At 68.1% G+C, this 17,604-nt stretch carries 18 protein-coding genes and 8 pseudogenes; 10 read left to right on the forward strand and 16 right to left on the reverse strand.

Going from position 1 to position 17,604, the window contains the following annotated elements; all coding sequences use genetic code 11:
* The first annotated feature begins 117 nt into the window (after positions 1-117).
* On the forward strand, positions 118-861 hold the full coding sequence (locus G7085_RS08250; protein ID WP_197510593.1) for a hypothetical protein: 744 nt from the start codon (positions 118-120) through the stop codon (positions 859-861).
* On the opposite strand, the pseudogene ispF reads toward G7085_RS08250, so the two are convergent.
* The 4 genes and pseudogenes from ispF to G7085_RS08270 form a co-directional block, all read right to left on the reverse strand.
* Positions 797-1,268 (reverse strand): annotated as a pseudogene (gene ispF, locus G7085_RS08255) (2-C-methyl-D-erythritol 2,4-cyclodiphosphate synthase). The gene G7085_RS08250 and the pseudogene ispF overlap by 65 nt on opposite strands.
* Positions 1,268-1,794, reverse strand: a pseudogene (locus tag G7085_RS08260) (IspD/TarI family cytidylyltransferase). Before G7085_RS08260 ends, ispF begins: the two co-directional pseudogenes overlap by 1 nt.
* Positions 1,791-1,958, reverse strand: coding sequence for a 2-C-methyl-D-erythritol 4-phosphate cytidylyltransferase (locus G7085_RS08265; RefSeq protein WP_197510595.1), 168 nt, complete (start codon positions 1,956-1,958; stop codon positions 1,791-1,793). Before G7085_RS08265 ends, G7085_RS08260 begins: the two are co-directional and overlap by 4 nt.
* A gap of 9 nt (positions 1,959-1,967) precedes the next feature.
* Entirely contained in the window at positions 1,968-2,453 is a 486-nt protein-coding gene (locus G7085_RS08270; RefSeq protein WP_197510596.1) for a CarD family transcriptional regulator, read from the reverse strand.
* A gap of 167 nt (positions 2,454-2,620) precedes the next feature.
* Between G7085_RS08270 and G7085_RS08275 the strand changes: the two genes are divergently transcribed.
* Positions 2,621-2,836: a hypothetical protein gene (locus G7085_RS08275; protein ID WP_231979333.1), complete on the forward strand. Its 216-nt coding sequence runs from the start codon at positions 2,621-2,623 to the stop codon at positions 2,834-2,836.
* The gene (locus G7085_RS08280) at positions 2,833-3,099 is read left to right on the forward strand and encodes a hypothetical protein (protein ID WP_197510598.1); all 267 of its coding nucleotides are present in this window, start codon (positions 2,833-2,835) and stop codon (positions 3,097-3,099) included. The genes G7085_RS08275 and G7085_RS08280 overlap by 4 nt, the downstream gene beginning before the upstream one ends.
* A 10-nt stretch (positions 3,100-3,109) precedes the next feature.
* Here G7085_RS08280 and G7085_RS08285 read toward each other — a convergent pair.
* From G7085_RS08285 to G7085_RS34520, 3 genes and pseudogenes are all read right to left on the reverse strand, one after another.
* Positions 3,110-3,728 (reverse strand): annotated as a pseudogene (locus tag G7085_RS08285) (winged helix-turn-helix domain-containing protein).
* Entirely contained in the window at positions 3,661-4,164 is a 504-nt protein-coding gene (locus G7085_RS34515; protein ID WP_408647193.1) for a sensor histidine kinase, read from the reverse strand. The pseudogene G7085_RS08285 and the gene G7085_RS34515 overlap by 68 nt, the downstream one beginning before the upstream one ends.
* Before the next feature lie 199 nt (positions 4,165-4,363).
* Positions 4,364-5,047: pseudogene (locus G7085_RS34520) on the reverse strand (histidine kinase dimerization/phospho-acceptor domain-containing protein); the annotation flags it as partial.
* An 87-nt stretch (positions 5,048-5,134) separates the two neighbouring features.
* Here G7085_RS34520 and phoU point away from each other — a divergent pair.
* The 6 genes and pseudogenes from phoU to G7085_RS08320 all read left to right on the forward strand — a co-directional run bounded on the left by phoU (position 5,135) and on the right by G7085_RS08320 (position 9,828).
* Positions 5,135-5,799 (forward strand): annotated as a pseudogene (phoU, locus tag G7085_RS08295) (phosphate signaling complex protein PhoU).
* Between the two features lie 78 nt (positions 5,800-5,877).
* Positions 5,878-6,788, forward strand: a pseudogene (locus G7085_RS32355) (polysaccharide deacetylase family protein).
* 190 nt (positions 6,789-6,978) lie between these two features.
* Positions 6,979-7,726: pseudogene (locus tag G7085_RS08310) on the forward strand (phosphoglyceromutase).
* Positions 7,727-8,189: 463 nt separating this feature from the next.
* On the forward strand, positions 8,190-8,657 hold the full coding sequence (locus G7085_RS08315) for a thermonuclease family protein (RefSeq protein WP_197510601.1): 468 nt from the start codon (positions 8,190-8,192) through the stop codon (positions 8,655-8,657).
* Positions 8,654-8,782 (forward strand): sunset domain-containing protein, encoded by a 129-nt coding sequence (locus G7085_RS29945; RefSeq protein WP_269451813.1) that lies wholly within the window; start codon positions 8,654-8,656, stop codon positions 8,780-8,782. The genes G7085_RS08315 and G7085_RS29945 overlap by 4 nt, the downstream gene beginning before the upstream one ends.
* A 314-nt stretch (positions 8,783-9,096) precedes the next feature.
* Positions 9,097-9,828 carry an SDR family NAD(P)-dependent oxidoreductase gene (locus G7085_RS08320; protein WP_197510602.1) on the forward strand — a complete coding sequence of 244 codons (732 nt, stop codon included), beginning with the start codon at positions 9,097-9,099 and terminating at the stop codon, positions 9,826-9,828.
* On the opposite strand, the gene G7085_RS08325 is transcribed toward G7085_RS08320, so the two are convergent.
* The 8 genes and pseudogenes from G7085_RS08325 to G7085_RS08360 form a co-directional block, all read right to left on the reverse strand.
* Positions 9,743-11,080, reverse strand: a complete 1,338-nt coding sequence (locus tag G7085_RS08325) for an AI-2E family transporter (protein WP_197510603.1) — start codon at positions 11,078-11,080, stop codon at positions 9,743-9,745. The genes G7085_RS08320 and G7085_RS08325 overlap by 86 nt on opposite strands.
* Entirely contained in the window at positions 11,047-11,307 is a 261-nt protein-coding gene (locus tag G7085_RS08330) for a hypothetical protein (protein ID WP_197510604.1), read from the reverse strand. Before G7085_RS08330 ends, G7085_RS08325 begins: the two co-directional genes overlap by 34 nt.
* A 179-nt stretch (positions 11,308-11,486) precedes the next feature.
* Positions 11,487-11,846 carry a biotin/lipoyl-containing protein gene (locus tag G7085_RS08335; protein ID WP_197512803.1) on the reverse strand — a complete coding sequence of 120 codons (360 nt, stop codon included), beginning with the start codon at positions 11,844-11,846 and terminating at the stop codon, positions 11,487-11,489.
* 9 nt (positions 11,847-11,855) lie between these two features.
* On the reverse strand, positions 11,856-12,116 hold the full coding sequence (locus G7085_RS08340; RefSeq protein ID WP_197510605.1) for a hypothetical protein: 261 nt from the start codon (positions 12,114-12,116) through the stop codon (positions 11,856-11,858).
* 11 nt (positions 12,117-12,127) lie between these two features.
* Positions 12,128-13,684, reverse strand: a complete 1,557-nt coding sequence (locus G7085_RS08345; protein WP_197510606.1) for an acyl-CoA carboxylase subunit beta — start codon at positions 13,682-13,684, stop codon at positions 12,128-12,130.
* Positions 13,685-13,695: 11 nt separating this feature from the next.
* Positions 13,696-15,186, reverse strand: a pseudogene (locus G7085_RS08350) (methylmalonyl-CoA carboxytransferase subunit 5S).
* Positions 15,187-15,864: 678 nt separating this feature from the next.
* Positions 15,865-16,314 (reverse strand): hypothetical protein, encoded by a 450-nt coding sequence (locus G7085_RS08355; protein ID WP_197510607.1) that lies wholly within the window; start codon positions 16,312-16,314, stop codon positions 15,865-15,867.
* The gene (locus tag G7085_RS08360; protein ID WP_197510608.1) at positions 16,284-16,679 is read right to left on the reverse strand and encodes a collagen-binding domain-containing protein; all 396 of its coding nucleotides are present in this window, start codon (positions 16,677-16,679) and stop codon (positions 16,284-16,286) included. The genes G7085_RS08355 and G7085_RS08360 overlap by 31 nt, the downstream gene beginning before the upstream one ends.
* Before the next feature lie 379 nt (positions 16,680-17,058).
* Here G7085_RS08360 and G7085_RS08365 point away from each other — a divergent pair, with 379 nt between their 5' ends.
* Positions 17,059-17,253 (forward strand): hypothetical protein, encoded by a 195-nt coding sequence (locus tag G7085_RS08365; RefSeq protein ID WP_197510609.1) that lies wholly within the window; start codon positions 17,059-17,061, stop codon positions 17,251-17,253.
* Positions 17,254-17,336: 83 nt separating this feature from the next.
* Here G7085_RS08365 and G7085_RS08370 read toward each other — a convergent pair whose 3' ends face one another.
* A complete protein-coding gene (locus tag G7085_RS08370) occupies positions 17,337-17,594 on the reverse strand; it encodes a CsbD family protein (protein ID WP_231979334.1) in 258 nt (85 codons plus the stop codon).
* Between the last annotated feature and the right edge of the window lie 10 nt (positions 17,595-17,604).

Here is a 17,604-nt window from a genome sequence, read left to right on the forward strand (position 1 = left end):
ATCCTGCCCGGTGCGGCGGTGCAACAGGTACAGCAGCAGCCCACCGAGAGCGGCGGCCAGCAGCGCCCAGCCGAGAGTCGGCAGCGATACCTCGAAGGCACGGTCGAGGCTCCACCGGTGCTGGAGCAGGGCGTCGGGCACCACGTCAGCCACGTCGTAACCAACGGTGACGACCACTTCATCGGCGGCGTTGCGTGGACCGTCCTGGAAGACGGGATCGGGCGAGTCGAACGTACCGCCGGAGATGGCGCCGCACTTGCCGACGCTGGCGGCGGGCCCGGCGACGCAGTCCATCAGTTCGGGCCCGGGGCCGGTGACCCGTACCTCCACGCGCTCGACGCCCACGGACAGCCCATGGAGGGCAGGCCACGTCGTGACCGCGAGGTCGCCGTCCTGGCCCTGCTGCTCCGAGGTAGCTCCCACGACGCGGTAGCTGCTCTCCAGCACACCCGCGCCGGCGACGTCCGCCGTCAGCACGAGGGCATCGCCACGCTGGACGAACCCGTCGACGGTCGCGCCGTCGAGCGTGGTGACGGCGCCGGTGACGGTGAAGCGGTGGTAGGAGGAGTCGTCGACGTCCCAGGTCAGCGGCAGGATCCTGGTGACCTCGCCGGGGCAGCGGAGAACCCGAGTCGTTCCGTCACGAGCAGCGAGCCGTCAGCGTTCACCTCGATGGCCACGTCCAGGGTGTCGGCCGCTGTGTCGGCGCTCGCGGTGGGCGCACCCACCACCAGCAGGGCGGCGGCCACCAGTGCCGTCCACCGAAGTCGTCGCCTCATGGATCCTCCTCGGGTGCTCAGCGTAACGGTGGGTGGATCAACGCGACGGCGATGGCCGCCACGCCCTCACCCCGGCCGGTGAGACCGAGCCCGTCGGTCGTCGTCGCGCTGATGCTCACCGGCGCCCGAGCGCCTCGCTCAGCACCCGCTGGCACTCCTCGCGGCGGGGTGCGAGTTTCGGCCGGTTGCCGATCACCTGCACCGACACATTACCGACGGTGAAGCACGCGTCACGGAGTCGGCGCACCGTCTCGCGGACGAACGCCACCCGCTCGCGCCCGCCCATTCGGGTTCGGCGGTGCCGAAGTTGGAGCCGAGGTCGCCGAGGCCCGCCGCCGAGAGCAGCGCGTCACAGACGGCATGGGCCGCGACGTCGCCGTCGGAGTGTCCGGCGAGGCCCGCCGGCTCGTCCGGGAAGTGCACCCCGGCCAGCCACATGGGCACGCCGGGCTTCAACTGGTGGACGTCGGTTCCGATGCCGACCTGCATCATCTGTTCCTCTCCGCGAGCAGCGCCGACGCGAGGATCAGGTCGACGGGCTCTGTGATCTTGAGTGCGTCCCGGTGGCCCGGCACGAGGGTGACATGGAGTCCGGCCAGTTCACAGACGGCGGCGTCGTCGGTGACCTCAATCCCTTCGCGGGCCGCCAGTTCGTGGGCGTCGCGCAGCGCACCGAGCCGCGCGCCCTGCGGGTCTGGACCGCCCGCAGCACGGAGCGGTCGACCACCGAGGAATCGTCGCCGTGAAGCGCCCGGATGGAGTCGACCACCGGCACCACAGGGATGACGGCGGCGGCGCCGTCCACCAGGGCACGGGCCACCGAGGCGACGACCCCGGGTGGGACGAGGGCGCGGGCGGCGTCATGGATCAGCACGACGGCGTCGTCCGGGGCCGTCAGCGCCGCAAGGCCGAGCCGGACGGAGTCCTGACGCGTTGCGCCACCGACGGCGAGGACGGCGCCGGTGCCCGCGAGGGCGGCCTCGAACCCGGCGCGGTGCTCCTCCGGGATCGTCACGACGACCTCGCCGACACCCCTGCACGGAGCGCATCGACGGCGCGACGAACGAGCGCCACGCCGTCGAGTTCAACGAGGGCTTTCGGCACCGCAGCGCCGAGCCGGGAACCAGAACCGGCCGCCACCACAACGGTGACGACCGGCACTAGGTTGTTGTTGCTCATGTGAGGAGTCTAGGAGGCGAGCACCTCATCCAGCATGACCTCCGCCTTCTCCTCCTCCACCTGCTCGGCGAGCGCGAGCTCGGCGACCAGAATGGAGCGGGCCTTGGCGAGCATCCGCTTCTCACCCGCGGAGAGTCCCTTGTCACGGTCGCGACGCCACAGGTCGCGAACCACCTCGGAGACCTTGATCACGTTGCCGGAGTGCAGCTTCTCCATGTTGGCCTTGAACCGGCGCGACCAGTTGGCGGGCTCCTCCGTGTGCTCGGCGCGCAGCACCGAGAACACCTTCTCAAGCCCGTCTGCGTCGACCACGTCGCGCACGCCCACGAGATCCAGGTTGCACGCTGGTACCTTGATCACCAGATCGTTCTGCCCGATAACTCGAAGCACGAGGAAGAGCTTGTCTTCCCCCTTGATGGTCCGGTTCTCGATGTCTTCGATGACAGCAGTCCCATGATTGGGGTAAACCACCGTCTCACCGATCGAAAAAGTCATACTAAGCGACCCTTTCAAAGTCAATTCTAGCAGGCGTGTACGATCCCGCCCAGACCTCACGTTCCGGGCGTCGATCCCGCCGGTGGAACGAATCGATGCAACCCCTGGCCGAGTCTGGTTAGGATGTGGTGCACCCACGCGCCCTCGGAGGACAAATGAGTAAGCCCATGCGCCGCCTCGCGGCCGTCGTCGCAACCGTTGCGCTGACCGTCGCGCTCAGCGCCTGCACCCAGGGTCACTGGGTCTACGAGGCTCCCCGGCGGCCGGCACCCAGGCCGACGACGGCGGCATCAAGCTGCGCAACTTCCTCGTCGTCTCCGACGCAGAGGGTGAGGCCATCCTGCTCGGCGGCATCGCGTCACGCGACGAGTCGACCGAGGTGACGGGAATCGAGATCGCCGCGCAGGGCAGCGACGGCGAGTTCGGCCAGCCGCAGGCGGTCTCCTTCTCCGAGGAGATCTTCAAGGGTCGCACCATCTATCTGGACGGCACCACCACCGCCTTCTCCGACCCCGGCCTCGAGCTGGGTCGCCTCGCCAACGTCACGGTGAGCTTCTCCACGGGACAAAACGTCAGGCTCGATGTGCCCGTGATGTCGTCGGAGCATCCTGACTTCGCCAAGGCCTGGACGACCGCCCGGGGCTGACTCCCGCGGATCAGCCCTCGAACTTGTATCCCAGACCCGGACGGTGACCAACCGTTCGGGTTTGCCGGATCCTTCTCCACCTTCGCCCTGAGTCGCTTGATGTGGACGTCGAGCGTCTTGGTGTCGCCGACGTAGTTGCTGCCCCAGATCCGGTCGATCAGCTGGCCGCGGGTCATCACGCGGCCGGCATTGCGGAGCAGCAGCTCCAGCAGTTCGAACTCGCGCAGCGCGAGGCGCACGTCCTCGCCGTCGACGTTGACCTGGTGCCGCTCGACATCCAGCCTCACACCTGAGACCTCGATGACGTCGGGCAGCAGCACCTGGTCCTGCCCGCGCCTCAACACGGCCCGGATCCTGGCCACCAGCTCGCGGTGGCTGAACGGCTTGGTGACGTAGTCGTCCGCGCCGAGCTCGAGACCGACCACCTTGTCAACCTCCGAGTCTCGCGCCGTCACCATCACGATGGCGACGTTGCCGCGGGCCCGGAGTTGGCGGCACACCTCGACGCCCGGCATCCCGGGCATCATCAGGTCGAGGAGCACCAGGTCGGCACCCTGCTTGTCATAGAGCGAGAGGCCCTCCAGTCCGTCGGCGGCGGTGAGCACCTCGAAACCCTCCTTGGCGAGCATGAAGCTCGTGGCGTCGCGGTACGACTCCTCGTCCTCGATGATCAGGATCCGGGTCATTCGGCCTCTCCTTCGGGTTCCTCTTCGGGCGTGGGGCCCAGGTACATGGGATGCAGAGGGTGAAGGTCGATCCCTGGCCGGGCCTCGACCAGACTCGCACCGTACCGCCGTGCGCCGCTGCGATGTGGCGCACGATGGAAAGCCCGAGGCCGGTGCCGCCACTGGCGCGCGAGCGGCCGTAGTCGACGCGGTAGAAGCGTTCGAAGATCCGCTCCTGGTCCTCGAGCTTGATGCCGATGCCGTTGTCGGAGACCTTGATCTCCACCTGCTGATCGCCGTCCTTCTCGGTGGCCGCGACCGACACGGTGACCCGCGCCCGCTCCCCGAGTAGTTGATGGCGTTCTGCAGGAGGTTGGTGACCGCGTCGGTGAGCTGCCACCGGTCCCCAGCACCAACGCGTCCGACGTGCGCGCAACGATCAGACTGACCTCACGCTGTGTGGCCCGTTCCCGCGACCGGGCGACGGCCTCGGTGACGATGTCGTTGACGTCGACGACCTGGCTGGCCAGCATCGGGTCCTCCGACTGGAGCCGCGACAGGTCGATGATCTGGTTGATCAACTCGGCGAGGCGCGCCGTCTCGATCTGCAGCTTCGTGGCGAACCGCTGCACTGCCTCCGGATCGTCGCTGGCCACCTCGACCGCCTCGGAGAGGACGCTGATGGCGCCGATCGGGGTCTTCAGCTCGTGGGAGATGTTGGCGACGAAGTCGCGGCGCACCGCCTCGATCCGACGCTTGGAGGATTCGTCCTCGGCGAGCACCAGCACGCGTTCGTCGTCGAATGGTGCGATGCGCACCTCCAACTCGAGCGCCTGGGTGCCGGGCACCGCCTCCCGGGCGAGCGGCCCCAGGTACGGCGTCGAGGTGGCCCGCGCGTCGCGCACCTTTTCGAGCAGTTCGGAGAAACCGACGCGGTTGCCGCGGGCCAGGCTGAGTTGGCTCGCCTGCTCGTTCGCGATGAGGATCTCGTCGTCGGGGCCCACCATCACGACACCCGAGGGGACGAGGGCCAGGACGTCCCGCAACTCACGCGAGACGAGGTCGGCCGCCCGCTGGGCCTCGAGCTGACGCCACCCCTCCCTGCCCCGGTAGATCAGGTACCAGAAGAGGCAGCCGGCGAGCGCCACGCCGGCCCCGATCAAACCGGCGAGGGCTGGGTGCATGCCGCCATCATAGGTCGACCCGGCGGGCGCACGCCACCTCGCTGCCGCGTCGGGACGACCCGGCGCCAAGGCTTCACCGCTCGTTAACCAGCGGTTCATGTCGCGGCAACGCCACCGTAGGGAGGCGCCCTAGGGTCGTGCTGTCCGGCTTTGGCTAGACTTCAACCGAAGCACTAAGGAGCAACGATGCGTACCAGCTACCACGAGGAACTCGACTCCATCCTCGACAGCCTCGTCCACATGGCCGAGCTCGTCGAGGTGGCGATCCGTGACGGCGCCGAATCGCTGCTGACCGCCGATCTCGGCCGCGCAGAGTCCGTCATCACCAACGATGCCGAGCTCGACCAGATGCATGAGGAGATGGAGTACAAGTGCCTCTCTCTGCTCGCCCTGCAGGCCCCGTGGCCGGCGAGCTGCGCACCATCGTGTCCGCGATCCGGGTCGTCTTCGAACTCGCCCGGATGGGTGACCTCGCCGCGCACGTGGCGAAGATCGCACGCCTGCGCTACCCGGCCCACGCGGTACCCACCGAGTTCGAGGACAGCTTCCGCGAGATGGCCGACATCGCCATCGAGATCATCGACCAGGCCCGGGTGTCCCTGCAGGAGCGCGACGCGAAGGGCGCGGAGCGGCTCACCGAGATCGATTCCCGCATGGACGACCTGCGCCGGGACCAGTTCACGAGGATGCTCGCCGACGACTCGACCATCTCGGTCGAGGGTGCCGTCGACGTGGCGCTGCTCGGTCGCTACTTCGAGCGCTTCGCCGACCACGCCGTCGCCGTCGGACGCCGGGTCATCTACATCATCACCGGCACTGTGCCCGAGGGTGAGGACTGGCCCAACGCCTGACAAGCCGCAACACGCTGGGCCCTGAGCGACCGGGATGGGCCCGGGGTAGAGTATGCAGCGCATGATCACCCACTCCTGATGGGATTTTTCTGTGTCTCCTGTGCGTCCCCGTCGTTCCATTGCCGCCTTCGCGATGTCGGCGCTGGCCGTCACCGCGTGCGCCCCGGTCGGTGTGGCCACCGGGCCGGCGCCCGGATCCGGAACGCCCACCACGGTCGCGACGTCGCCGGCGCCCTCCGCAGCGGCCACGCAGTCCGCCACCCCGACCCCGACGCCCACACCCGTCGTCAGCCCGACGCCCACGTCCTCGCCTTCCGCGACACCGTCGGGCGGCTACACGGGCGATCCCGATGCCCTGGTGCCGGACGCAACCACATCGGCTCCGCCGAGGCCTACACCTACCCGTCGCTCCTGGTGCAGCAGTGGCTGGAGGGCGAGGTGAAGCCGACGGAGAAGATCGTCTTCCTCACCTTTGACGACGGGCCCAACCCCACCACGACGCCCACCATCCTGAAGGCGCTGAAGGCCGCAGGGTGCACGCCACCTTCTACGTGATCGGCTCCAACGTCGGCGACCAGCCCGAGCTGCTCAGGCAGGAACTCGCCGAGGGGCACGCGATCAACCTCCACAGTTGGTCGCACAACTACAAGTCGCTCTACCCGGGCCGCAGCGCGAATGCCGCGAACATCGAGAGCGAGTACCTGCGCACCATCGAGGCCGTCCAGGGGATCCTCGGTAAGGACTTCAACACCGAGGGCTGGCGCTACCCCGGCGGCCACATGTCGTGGAAGTCGATGGCGGCCGCCGACGCCGCACTAGCGGAGCAGGGTGTGCACTGGGTCGACTGGAATGCCGACACACGCGACAGCGCCCGAAGAAGTCAAGGCCCACGACTGTCGACCAGATGGTGCAGAACGCCACCGAACCCATCCGCAACGGCTTCCACGTCGCCGTCATCCTGGCCCACGACACACCCGACAAGAAGCTGACCGCGCAGTCGGTGCCCGCGATCATCCAGGCTTACAAGGACGCCGGCTACTCCTTCGGGGTCATCTCCTGACAGACGGGTCGCGACCGACGGGTCCTCCAGCTCCCGCGCCCGGGGCTGGGCCGTCTCGGTCAGGGCCGAAAGCACCGCCCGATAGCCGGGCCCGCGGCCGGTTTCGGTAGGCTGATCCCATGACCTCGAAGTTGATCCTGCTCCGCCACGGCGAGAGCGAGTGGAACGCCAAGAACCTGTTCACCGGCTGGGTGGACGTCGACATCAACGAGAAGGGTGTCGAGGAGGGAAGAAGGCGGCCAAGCTGCTGCTCGCCGAGGGCCTGCTCCCCGACGTGCTGCACACCTCACTGCTGCGTCGCGCCATCCACACCGCCAACCTCGCCCTCGACGGCTGCGACCGTCACTGGATCCCGGTGAAGCGCAACTGGCGCCTCAACGAGCGCCACTACGGCAAGCTCCAGGGCCTGAACAAGACCGAGATCCGCGACCAGTTCGGCGAAGAGCAGTTCATGCAGTGGCGCCGCAGCTACGACGTGCCGCCGCCGCCCATCGAGGTCGACAACGAGTTCTCGCAGTACAACGACGCCCGCTACGCCGACATCCCGGCCGACGAGCGCCCGCTGACCGAGTGCCTCAAGGACGTCGTGGCCCGCATGCTGCCCTACTGGGAGGCGCACATCGTCCCCGACCTGGCCGCCGGCAAGACCGTCCTCGTGACGGCGCACGGCAACTCGCTGCGCGCGCTGGTCAAGCACCTCGACGGCATCTCCGACGACGACATCGCCGGCCTGAACATCCCCACCGGCATCCCGCTGTACTACGAGCTGGATGAGGACTTCAAGCCGGTCACCCCGGCGGCCGCTACCTCGATCCGGAGGCCGCCAAGGCCTCGATCGAGGCTGTGAAGAACCAGGGCAAGAAGTAAGCCCGCTGAACCTGTGAGGGGCCGACCGGTGATCCGGTCGGCCCTTTCCAATCCCGCAATCGACCCCACCGTCCACTCCCCTCACCACACCCACGCGCACATGCTTCACCCGAGGTCAGCCTCAGGTGAGCCTCCCGCTAAGGTTCGGGCAGGGCACTGAGTGACGCAGTTTGGGAGGGCCCCGGAAGGGCGGTACGCGACGTGAAGACCTGGATCATCGGCGGCGTCGCCATCGCCGTCGGGGCTGTGTTCCTTTCAGGCTGCGACTCGGCGGGCATCGCGGGCCGGCCCCGGACAGCGACAGGGTCATCGCCGCCGCCTCGCCGTCCGTGAGCCCACTCCACTCCCGAGCCGACCGGCCGCGCCCACCGCGACGCCGACCCCGGAGCCCACACCGACCCCGGAGCCCCGCCCTGACTCCACACCCACCCCGGAGCCGCAGCCTGCGGCGGCCCTCCACCGCGTGCTCGGCGTCATCGACGGCGACACCATCGACGTGCGCATCGACGGGCAGAAGACCCGTATCCGGGTGATCGGCATCGACACCCCGGAGCGCGGCGAGTGCGGCTACCAGGAGGCGGCCAGCGCGATGCAGTCACTCGTGCAGTCGCGCGACGTGATGCTCGAGGCGGATCCGTCACAGGACGACGTGGACCGGTACGGTCGCCTGCTGCGGCACGTCTTCACCGCGGACGGCGTGAGTGTCGCCCAGTCGCTGATCGCCGACGGCTTCGGCCGGGAGTACACCTACTCCAGCCCCTACACCCACCACAGCGACCACGTGAACGCCCAGTCCGCGGCACAGGCCTCGGGCCTCGGAGTCTGGGGCGGCACCTGTGGGCAGACGTCACAGGGGTCGTCGAGGACCCGGCTGGCGGCTCCACCTCCGGCGACTGCACCATCAAGGGAAACATCAACCGCGAGGGCGTGAAGATCTACCACATGCCAGGGCAGCAGCACTACCACAGGACGATCATCGACGAGATCGACGGCGAGCGCTGGTTCTGCTCCGAGCAGGAGGCCACCGAGGCGGGTTGGCGCAGGTCGAAGCGCTGACCCCTCCCCGCCCTGGTCAACCCGTGAAAATCGGCCAGTAGCCGATTCTGATCGGTCCTGCTGAAACTCTGGGCCACCGTCTCCCACCTTCGGCCCAAGCTCCCGATCTGACGTGCGCAGACCGGTAGGCGGTGGCCGGACGCCCCCGCCGGGTCCGGTGGTCGCAGCCTTCACCCGTCAGGCGTGTCCGGAAGAATCGGCCGATCCCAAGCACCCCCCGACGCTGCGACGCATGAGCCCCCTCGGCTGAAGGGTGCGGCCCCATCGCAGAGACCCCTCGCAGAGGCTGGTCTGCCGTGTCCTAGGCTGCTGGCATGAAGACTGCAGTGGTTACAGGCGCGAGTTCGGGAATCGGAGAGGCCACGGCAAGGCTGCTGGCAGGCGAGGGCTACCGCGTGATCTGCGCGGCAAGACGTTTCGATCGCATCAAGGTGCTCGCCGATGAGATCGGTGGCCAGGCGGTCGAGTGCGACGTCACCGACCCCGCCGCCGTCGCCCGGCTCGCAGAGGTCGTCGGCGATTCCCTGGACGTGCTCGTCAACAACGCCGGCGGCGCCGTCGGGCTGGAGCCGGTGGCTTCGGCCGACCTCGATGCATGGGAGACGATGGTCCAGACCAACCTCTTCGGCACCGCCCGCGTGACGAAGGCGCTGCTCCCCGCGTTGACGACCGCGGAGGGCGTGATCGTGTTCGTCACCTCGACCGCGGCCGATGCCGGCTACGAGGGTGGCGCAGGCTACTGCGCGGCCAAGGCGGGTGAACGCTCGATCGTCGAGACCCTGCGCCTCGAGCTCTTCGACCAGCCTGTGAGGGTCACCGAGATCTGCCCAGGGATGGTGCACACCGACGAGTTCGCGCTCACCCGCTTCGGCGGCGACCGGGCCCGCGCCGACGCCGTCTACCAGGGCGTGGCCGAACCGCTGTCGGCCGTGGACGTCGCCGAAGCAATCGTCTGGATGGCTACGAGGCCGGCGCACGTGAACATCGACCGGATGACGATCCGTCCGCGGGCGCAGGCCGCCCAGCACAAGGTGCACCGCGCCTGAGAGACCGGGCCGGGGACGGAGCACTCGGCCGGACCACACGATTGGGTCTACTCGGCCCCGTCGTCATCCTGATTCTGCCCGGCACGCCCGCGGAACAACCGCCGCCAGGCTCCTGCCTCCTCCGCGGCGGTCGCCTCGACCTCCTCGACCGTCTGCTTGGCGCGTCCCCGGACGAGGGCCTTGAAGAAGGCCGCGGCCCGCTCGGACTCGGTCGCCACCGTCTGCCCGTCATCGGTGAACCAGACGATGTCGCCCGCGCGCTTCTCCCCGTGCGTAGGTCGGTCAGGTCGCCCAGGTAGCGCACCAGCACCGCCGCGGAGGCGGCGACAGGCACCGCGAGGAACGCGCCGACGATCCCGGCCCAGGAGCTGCCGAGCAGGACGGCGAGCAGCACGATCACCGGGTGGAGCTGCATGACCCGGGATTGCAGGAGGGGCTGCAGGATGTGTCCCTCGAGCTGTTGGACGCCCAACACCACGGCAAGCACCAGCAGCGCTGTGGTCAGGCCGTTGGACACCAGCGCCACCAGTACCGCGATGGTGCCTGCCGTCACGGCACCGACGATGGGGATGAACCCGGCCATGAAGGTCAGGACGGCGATCGGGAACGCGAGGGGCACCCCGAGCACGAAGGCTCCGAGGCCGATGAAGAACGCATCGACGAAGCTGACCACCGCCTGGGTGCGGATGTAGCCGGAGAGGGTCGACCAGAGGCGCGTGAGGAGCTCGGTGGCATGGAATCCGGCCCTCCTGCCCACGAGGCCACGGACCCACCCGACGAACTTGCTCCCGTCCTTGAGCATGAAGAACGTGATGATGAGCATCGTCAGGAGCGTGACGACTCCGCTTCCGACGCTGCCGCCGATGTTGACGAGCGAGGTGACGATGTCGCCGCTGCGGTCCTGAAGCCAGGAGACAGCCTGGGTGATGTAGCGGTTGATCTCATCGTCATTGATGTTCAGCGGCGGCCCAGCCAGCCAGGTCTGGATCCGCCGGATGCCGTCGAGCGACTGGGTCCTGAGGTCGTCCCACTGGTGGGCCACCGACGGCGCGATGAGGCCGATGAGTCCGCCGATGATGCCGATGCCGAGCAGCATCGAAATGATGGCCCCGAGCGCATAGGGAACGCCCCAACTCCTCAGCCGGGCCGTGAGCGGCCACAGAACCGAGGTGACGAGCAGCGCCAGCAGCACAGGGAGGATGGCGCCGGAGACGTACTTCAGCCCGATTCCCAGCACCACGAGGGCCGCCACGATGACCAGAAACCGCCCGCCCACGCCGCCGCGCCCTTGCCGGCCTCGGCGAGCACATCGGCCCGGTCGACCGGGTTCTCCGGATCTGCGGTGGGGAGCGCCTCGAGCTCGGCCTCCGTCAGGCGCGTCTCCTGGCGTTCCGGTTCGTCGCGTCCCGCCTGTGGGCGGTCGGATCGTCGGTCAAGGGAGGCCTCCTCGGTCACGCTGACCCACCCCATGTTACCCACCCGTCGATGACCATCTCTGCCGGATGACACCATGTCGATGGGGCCATGGCCCTCACCGCGCGGCAGTTCGCCCGGATCCGTGCCTCACCATCCGCGGCCGCGCGATGCGGTCCGCGGACGCAGAGGGCGGCCCCGGGGATGCTTCCCCGGGGCCGCCCGAACTGCTCTATGGCGCTCGGTCAGAGCTCGATGAGCGCCTGGCCGCCCTGGACCGCCTCCCCAGGGCCGACGAGGATCGCGGACACCTTGCCCGCGGCGGGTGCCTTGATCTCGGTCTCCATCTTCATGGCCTCGAGGATGAGGAGGACCTGGTCGGCCTCGATCTCATCGCCCGCAGCCACCAGGATGCGTGCCACCGAGCCGGCCAGCGGTGCCAGCACGGCGTTCGACGACGTGGCGGTCATGGACGCCTTGGTCGGGATGGGGTTGGCACCACCGTTGACGCCGATCACGATCGGGCCGAGGGTCTGGGGCTGCTCCTCCTCGACCTCGACGTCGATCTCGTACTCCGTCTGGTTGACGGTCACCTTCAGCTTCATCATTTCTCCTTAGCGAACGTGCGGGACGGAGCGGTCATGGACTCGGGAACGCGATGCCGCGCCCCAACGGTTCTGCGAACCGTAACGGATCGCCCGGATCCTGGCCTTGTGGCCGAAGAACGCGGCGACCGCTGCGCCGATGGCGATGAGGTCCGCTTCGGGGATCTCCTGCTGGGCTTCCAGCTTGGTGACCTTCTCCTGCAGGCTCGCGACCTGCTCGCTGAGCGCCGCGACGGTGTCGCGGAGCTCCTGCAGCGTGTTGTCTTCCATCGTCTGTCCGATCAGGCCGGGCCGAGGCCGTGCTTCTTGGCCGGGCGGAGCTCCCGCTTGGCGGAGAGCAGCTCGAGCGCAAGGGCGATCTGGCGGCGGGTGTCTGCCGGGTCGATGATGTCGTCGACGAGGCCACGGCTGGCTGCCATGTAGGGCGTGGAGAATGTCTCGCGGTACTCCTCGACCATCTCGGCGCGCTTCGCGTCGCTGTCCTCGGCAGCCTCGATCTCCCGGCGGAACACGACGTTCGCGGCGCCCTCGGCGCCCATGACGGCGATCTCCGCGGTGGGCCAGGCAAACACCTTGTCGGCACCGAGATCCTTGGAGCACATGGCCAGGTACGCGCCGCCGTAGGCCTTGCGCAGGACGACCGTGATCTTCGGGACGGTGGCGGCGGAGTAGGCGTACAGCATCTTCGCGCCGTGGCGGATGATGCCGTTGTGCTCCTGCGCGACACCCGGCAGGAATCCGGGGACGTCGACCAGGTTCACGACCGGGATGTTGAACGCGTTGCAGAAGCGGACGAACTTGCTCGCCTTGTCGGAGGAGTCGATGTCGAGCACGCCCGACATGACGCTCGGCTGGTTGGCGATGATGCCGACGGAGCGACCGACGATGCGGCCGAAGCCGACCACGATGTTCTGCGCCCAACCGGCCTGGACCTCCAGGAAGTCGGCGTGGTCGACGACCTCGCGGATGACATCGCGGACGTCGTAGCCCTTGTTCGACTCGACCGGCAGGATGTCGCGCAGCTTCTCGTTTGGCTCCACGACAAAGTCGGGATCCACGATCGGGGCGTCCTCGGTGTTGTTCTGCGGCAGGAAGCTGAGCAGCTTCTTGGCGATCAGGATCGCCTGCTCGTCATCGTCGGCAACGAAGTGGACGACGCCGGAGCGACCCATGTGCGCGTCGGCGCCACCCAGGTCGTCCTGCGTGACCTCTTCACCGGTGACCTGCTTGATCACGCCGGGGCCCGTGATGAACATGTGGGCCTTGCGGGTCTGAATGATGAAGTCGGTCAGCGCGGGCGAGTAGGCCGCGCCACCGGCGCAGGGGCCGGCAATGATCGAGATCTGCGGAACCGCGCCGGAGAGGAGGACGTTGGCGTAGAAGACCTTGCCGTAGCCAGAGAGGGAGTCGATGCCCTCCTGGACACGGGCGCCGCCCGAATCGTTGATGAAGACGAACGGCGTGCCGGTCATCAGGGAGGCCTTGAGGGCCTCCGTCACCTTGATCGAGTGGGCCTCGCCCGCGGAACCGCCCATGACGGTGAAGTCCTGGGAGGCGAAGTGGACGGGGCGGCCGAGCACCGAGCCGGAGCCGGTGACGACGCCGTCGGCGGGCATGTCCGCCTTGTCCATGCCGAACGTGGTGGTGCGGTTGCGGCGGAAGGCGCCGTCCTCCTGGAAGGAGCCCTCATCGAGGAGCGCCGCGAGACGCTCACGCGCGGACATCTTGCCCTGCGCGTGCTGCTTCTCGATCCGCTTCTCGCCACCGCCGGCCTCAACCGCCGCGCGGCGCTCAGCGAGCTGCTCGAGCCGCTGTTCCATCGTGTGCTGGATAGCCATCCGTGATCTCCTTAGGCCGGCTCGACCGCGACGCTGTGCGAGCGACCGGCGATGGTGACGTTGTACTTGACTGGGCCGGTGATGCCCTTGGCCGGGCCAGCCGCTGCCGACTTCTCGGCGGCGAGCTGGGCCGGGGTCTTCGCGACGCTCTTGGGGCCTTCAGCCCTGCTCTGGAAGAACTTCGGCGCGACACCGGGGAACATCGCGTTGGTGAGGACGTCCTCCTCCGAGCCGTCGAAGCCCTCGAGCTTCGACGCCGTGGCGGTGAGCTCGCCCCACTCCGGCTTCAGGAGATCGGCCGGACGAACCGTGATGACGTCCTTCTTGTTCTGGGCCTGCGCCAGGGCGACGACCTCTTCATTGCGCGGGCGAGGCATTCGCCGTAGTAGCCGAGCATCAGGTCGGCGAACTCGCCCGTCATCACCTTGTAACGGCCCATCAGGACGTTGAACACGGCCTGGGTGCCGACGATCTGGGACGAGGGGGTCACGAGCGGCGGGTAGCCAGCGTCGGCCTTGACCCGCGGCACCTCCTCCATGACCTCACGGATGCGGTCGCCCGCACCCTGGGCCTTGAGCTGCGACTCCATGTTGGAGAGCATGCCGCCGGGGATCTGCGAGGAGAAGATGTCGGTGTCGACGAGGGTGGCCGACTCGAACTCCTTGTACTTGGGGCGGACGCCCGCGAAGTGGTCACGGATGCGCAGGAGGCGCTCCATGTCGAGGTCCGTGGTGTAGCCGGTGCCCTCGAGCATCGCGACGAGCGACTCGGTGGGGTTGTGGCCCGGGCCGAGCGACATCGAGGAGATCGCGGAGTCGACGACGTCGGCGCCGGCCTCGATGGCCTTCATGAGCGACACGAGGGTCACGCCTGTGGTCGAGTGGCAGTGGACGTTGATCTGGACGTCGCCGTAGGTGTCCTTGATGCCCTTGACGATGTCGTAGGCGGGCTGCGGCTGCAGCAGCGCAGCCATGTCCTTCAGCGCGATGGACTCGGCGCCCATGTCGAGCAGCTGGCCCGCCAGCTTGATGTAGCCCTCCACGGTGTGGACCGGGAGACGGTGTAGCAGATCGTGCCCTGGGCGTGCTTCCCCGCCGCCTTGACGGCGGCCATGGCGCGAGCCATGTTGCGGGGTCGTTCAGGGCGTCGAAGACGCGGTAGACGTCCATGCCGTTCTCGGCGGACTTCTCCACGAACTTCTCCACCACCATGTCCTCATAGTGGCGGTAGCCGAGGAGGTTCTGCCCGCGCAGCAGCATCTGCAACCGCGAGTTGGGCATCAGTTCACGGAAGGTCCGCAGACGCTTCCAGGGGTCTTCATTGAGGAATCGGATGCAGGCGTCGAACGTCGCACCGCCCCAGCACTCGACCGACCAGTAACCGGCCTTGTCGATATCCTCACACGCATCAACCATGTCTTCCATGGCCATGCGGGTCGCCATCAAACTCTGATGTGCATCTCGGAGGACGAGCTCCGTAACGCCGATCTTTCGCGCAGTCATGGGAACCATCCAATCATGGGGCCGGGGCGTCGGTTGAGGCACCCCCTCCAGAACTGGTCTGACCTGAATTGGTAGGGTAGAGACGATCGTCTGCGACCGACGGAAAGGCCCGGCGGTACGCAAGAGGGGCGGGTGTGACCATCGTCACACCCGCCCCTTTTCAGGCCCCAGAGGGTCAGCCGCGTCGGGCGAACCGGACGCCGGCCGCGAGCGCTGTGGCCAGGAGCAGGGCGGCGCCCGTCAGCGCGGCAGCACCTTCACCCCGGCCCCGAGGACGGTAGACCCGGTCGACCACCCGGCGTAGCAGACGAGGTCGGCGAAGCCGTTGGCCTCGGCGTGGACGACGGGCTCTCCGACGGTTCAGGCGTCACCGTGGCAGTGGGCGTGGGCGAAGGCGTCACCGACGGCTCCTCAGACGGCTCAGGCGACGGCGTCACCGACGGCTCCTCAGACGGCTCAGGCGAAGGCGTCACCGACGGCTCCTCAGACGGCTCAGGCGACGGCGTCACCGACGGCTCCTCAGACGGCTCAGGCGACGGCGTCACCGACGGCTCAGGGTCACGGTGCCACAGGGCAGTTCGGCAGAGAAGCTGTGGTGGTGCTGCTCGCCTGCGCCCGGCCCGGAGGCGAAGTTGCGCGAGATCCACTGGCCGTTGGTGGTGATGTTGCTGTTGAACGTCAGGTTGACATCGGGCGACCAGACCGCCCCATCTCGAGCCCGTCGATGGTCACGTCGCCCGTGACCCTGGACAGATCGAGCAGGATGTAGCGGGCGAAGGCCTGATCGGCGCCGGCGGTGGCGTCCCAACCGCCGAAGTCGAGCTTGTCGAGCCGCGTGGTGCCTGCCGGCACCTGGACGATAAGCGGGGCCGCGGCGGTCGGCTCGTAGGAGCCGGGATCGATGCGCTTTCCGACCAGGTCGGAGTAGCTCATCACGTTGGGGCGGTCGGTGGCGAACCCGGTCAGCGTGTTGCCGTCGACGCTGGGGAACGCCACATCGTCGTTGGTCTTGTCATAGGTGGCGAGGCACTCGTTGACCGTCGTGATCCGGGAGTCGAGGTCGGGCAGGTAGTCCGCCACGCTCGAGGCCCGGGTCTTCATGGCGGCAAGCGCGGACGCCTGGTCCACGAAGGGCAGCGCCTCGAGATCCAGGATGGCCGGCCCGGTGGTGACCCGCGTCCAGTTCCACCCACGGGAGGAGGCCTGCAAGCCATCGGTGTCCACCAGCTTGGCGATCCCGTTCCCCTCGTTGCTGCCGGCGGGGCCCCGGCGTTCGTGATGGCAAGCCCGTTCTCCCAATCGCCACCGCTCGCGAAGCTGCCCGCGAGGAGGCGAACGGGCACCCCGTCGATCGACGGAATGGTGTAGTCACCCAGCCCGGCCACCTTGTGCACGAGCGGGAAGTTCTGCTTCGTGCTGACGATCCGCCCCGTCACGGCGATCGAGCCCTCGAGCTCGCCGTTGCCGAGGGTGGCGTCACCCTGCGCGAGCACCGTGAACCCCCGTTGACAGCAAAGGGGTTGATCCGCACCTCCGCGGCATTGGCCGCGGGCAGCATGCCCGCCACCAGCAGGCTGACCCCCAGCGGGGCCGCGATGACCAAAGCCGCACGGCCCCGATACGGCGCCGCGGCGCCGTCCCATTCCAGTTCACTGACTCTCCCCTGCGATTGCGAAATTCTGAGGGAACGCTCTCCCGGGCCCGACCCGCCGCTGCCGGCGACTGGCTCTGGTCTTTGGCGCTCCCAGCTGGGAGTCTACTGACCCGCTCGGGGCCGCTTGGACGGGAAGGCTATTCCCTCCCCTTTTCCCCCTCGCGGCCGGGCGTCGGGGCCAGCACTATAGTGCTGCCCAACCATCTCGAGGAGAAGCAATGGAGCGTGAACTCGTAGCCAACGAATGTCAGTCGCGATGCGTCTGGGAGCCGACCGACGAGGAGATCGGCGGAAGGCAGGTCTTCCAGTGCACGGGGTGCCGGTCGGAGTGGACCTCGGCACAGGCGTGGACGCCGCGGAACTGGGACGGCCAGGTCAGCCAGGAGGTCGCGCGGGCCCGGCGCATCGCCTGACCGGTCTCGCCGCAGACACGAAGTGGCCGCCCCCGCACTTGAGGGGCGACCACTGCTTTCGTGGGCCGGTTCAGGCTGGCGAGCTACCAGGAGCCGCTCTTGAACCTGTCTTTGATGTCCTCAGCCTTCTCCGAGACGGTGTCGGCTACCAAGCCGGCCTTCTCCTGGATCTTCTCGCCCAGTTCCCTGGTGCTGGCTTCGAGGCGGTCTTTGCGTCCATCGCGGCTGAGGTCCTCGTTTCCGAGCGCTTCGCCGATGCCTTCCTTGGCCTTACCGATAGTTTCCTGAATCTTGTCTTCTAAGCCCATAGGTTCCTCCCAAGGGGTGGGGATCAGGTCCAACCAGCATAGG

The organism is Tessaracoccus coleopterorum (assembly GCF_011174705.1).
Lineage (GTDB): Bacteria > Actinomycetota > Actinomycetes > Propionibacteriales > Propionibacteriaceae > Arachnia > Arachnia coleopterorum.

Excerpts from the sequence above, each read along its gene's own strand:
- G7085_RS08265 (WP_197510595.1), bottom strand. The coding sequence starts at position 1,958 with ATGAGCAACAACAACCTAGTGCCGGTCGTCACCGTTGTGGTGGCGGCC.
- G7085_RS08270 (WP_197510596.1), bottom strand. The coding sequence starts at position 2,453 with ATGACTTTTTCGATCGGTGAGACGGTGGTTTACCCCAATCATGGGACT.
- G7085_RS08275 (WP_231979333.1), top strand. The coding sequence starts at position 2,621 with ATGCGCCGCCTCGCGGCCGTCGTCGCAACCGTTGCGCTGACCGTCGCG.
- G7085_RS08320 (WP_197510602.1), top strand. The coding sequence starts at position 9,097 with ATGAAGACTGCAGTGGTTACAGGCGCGAGTTCGGGAATCGGAGAGGCC.
- G7085_RS08335 (WP_197512803.1), bottom strand. The coding sequence starts at position 11,846 with ATGAAGCTGAAGGTGACCGTCAACCAGACGGAGTACGAGATCGACGTC.
- G7085_RS08340 (WP_197510605.1), bottom strand. The coding sequence starts at position 12,116 with ATGGAAGACAACACGCTGCAGGAGCTCCGCGACACCGTCGCGGCGCTC.
- G7085_RS08345 (WP_197510606.1), bottom strand. The coding sequence starts at position 13,684 with ATGGCTATCCAGCACACGATGGAACAGCGGCTCGAGCAGCTCGCTGAG.
- G7085_RS08365 (WP_197510609.1), top strand. The coding sequence starts at position 17,059 with ATGGAGCGTGAACTCGTAGCCAACGAATGTCAGTCGCGATGCGTCTGG.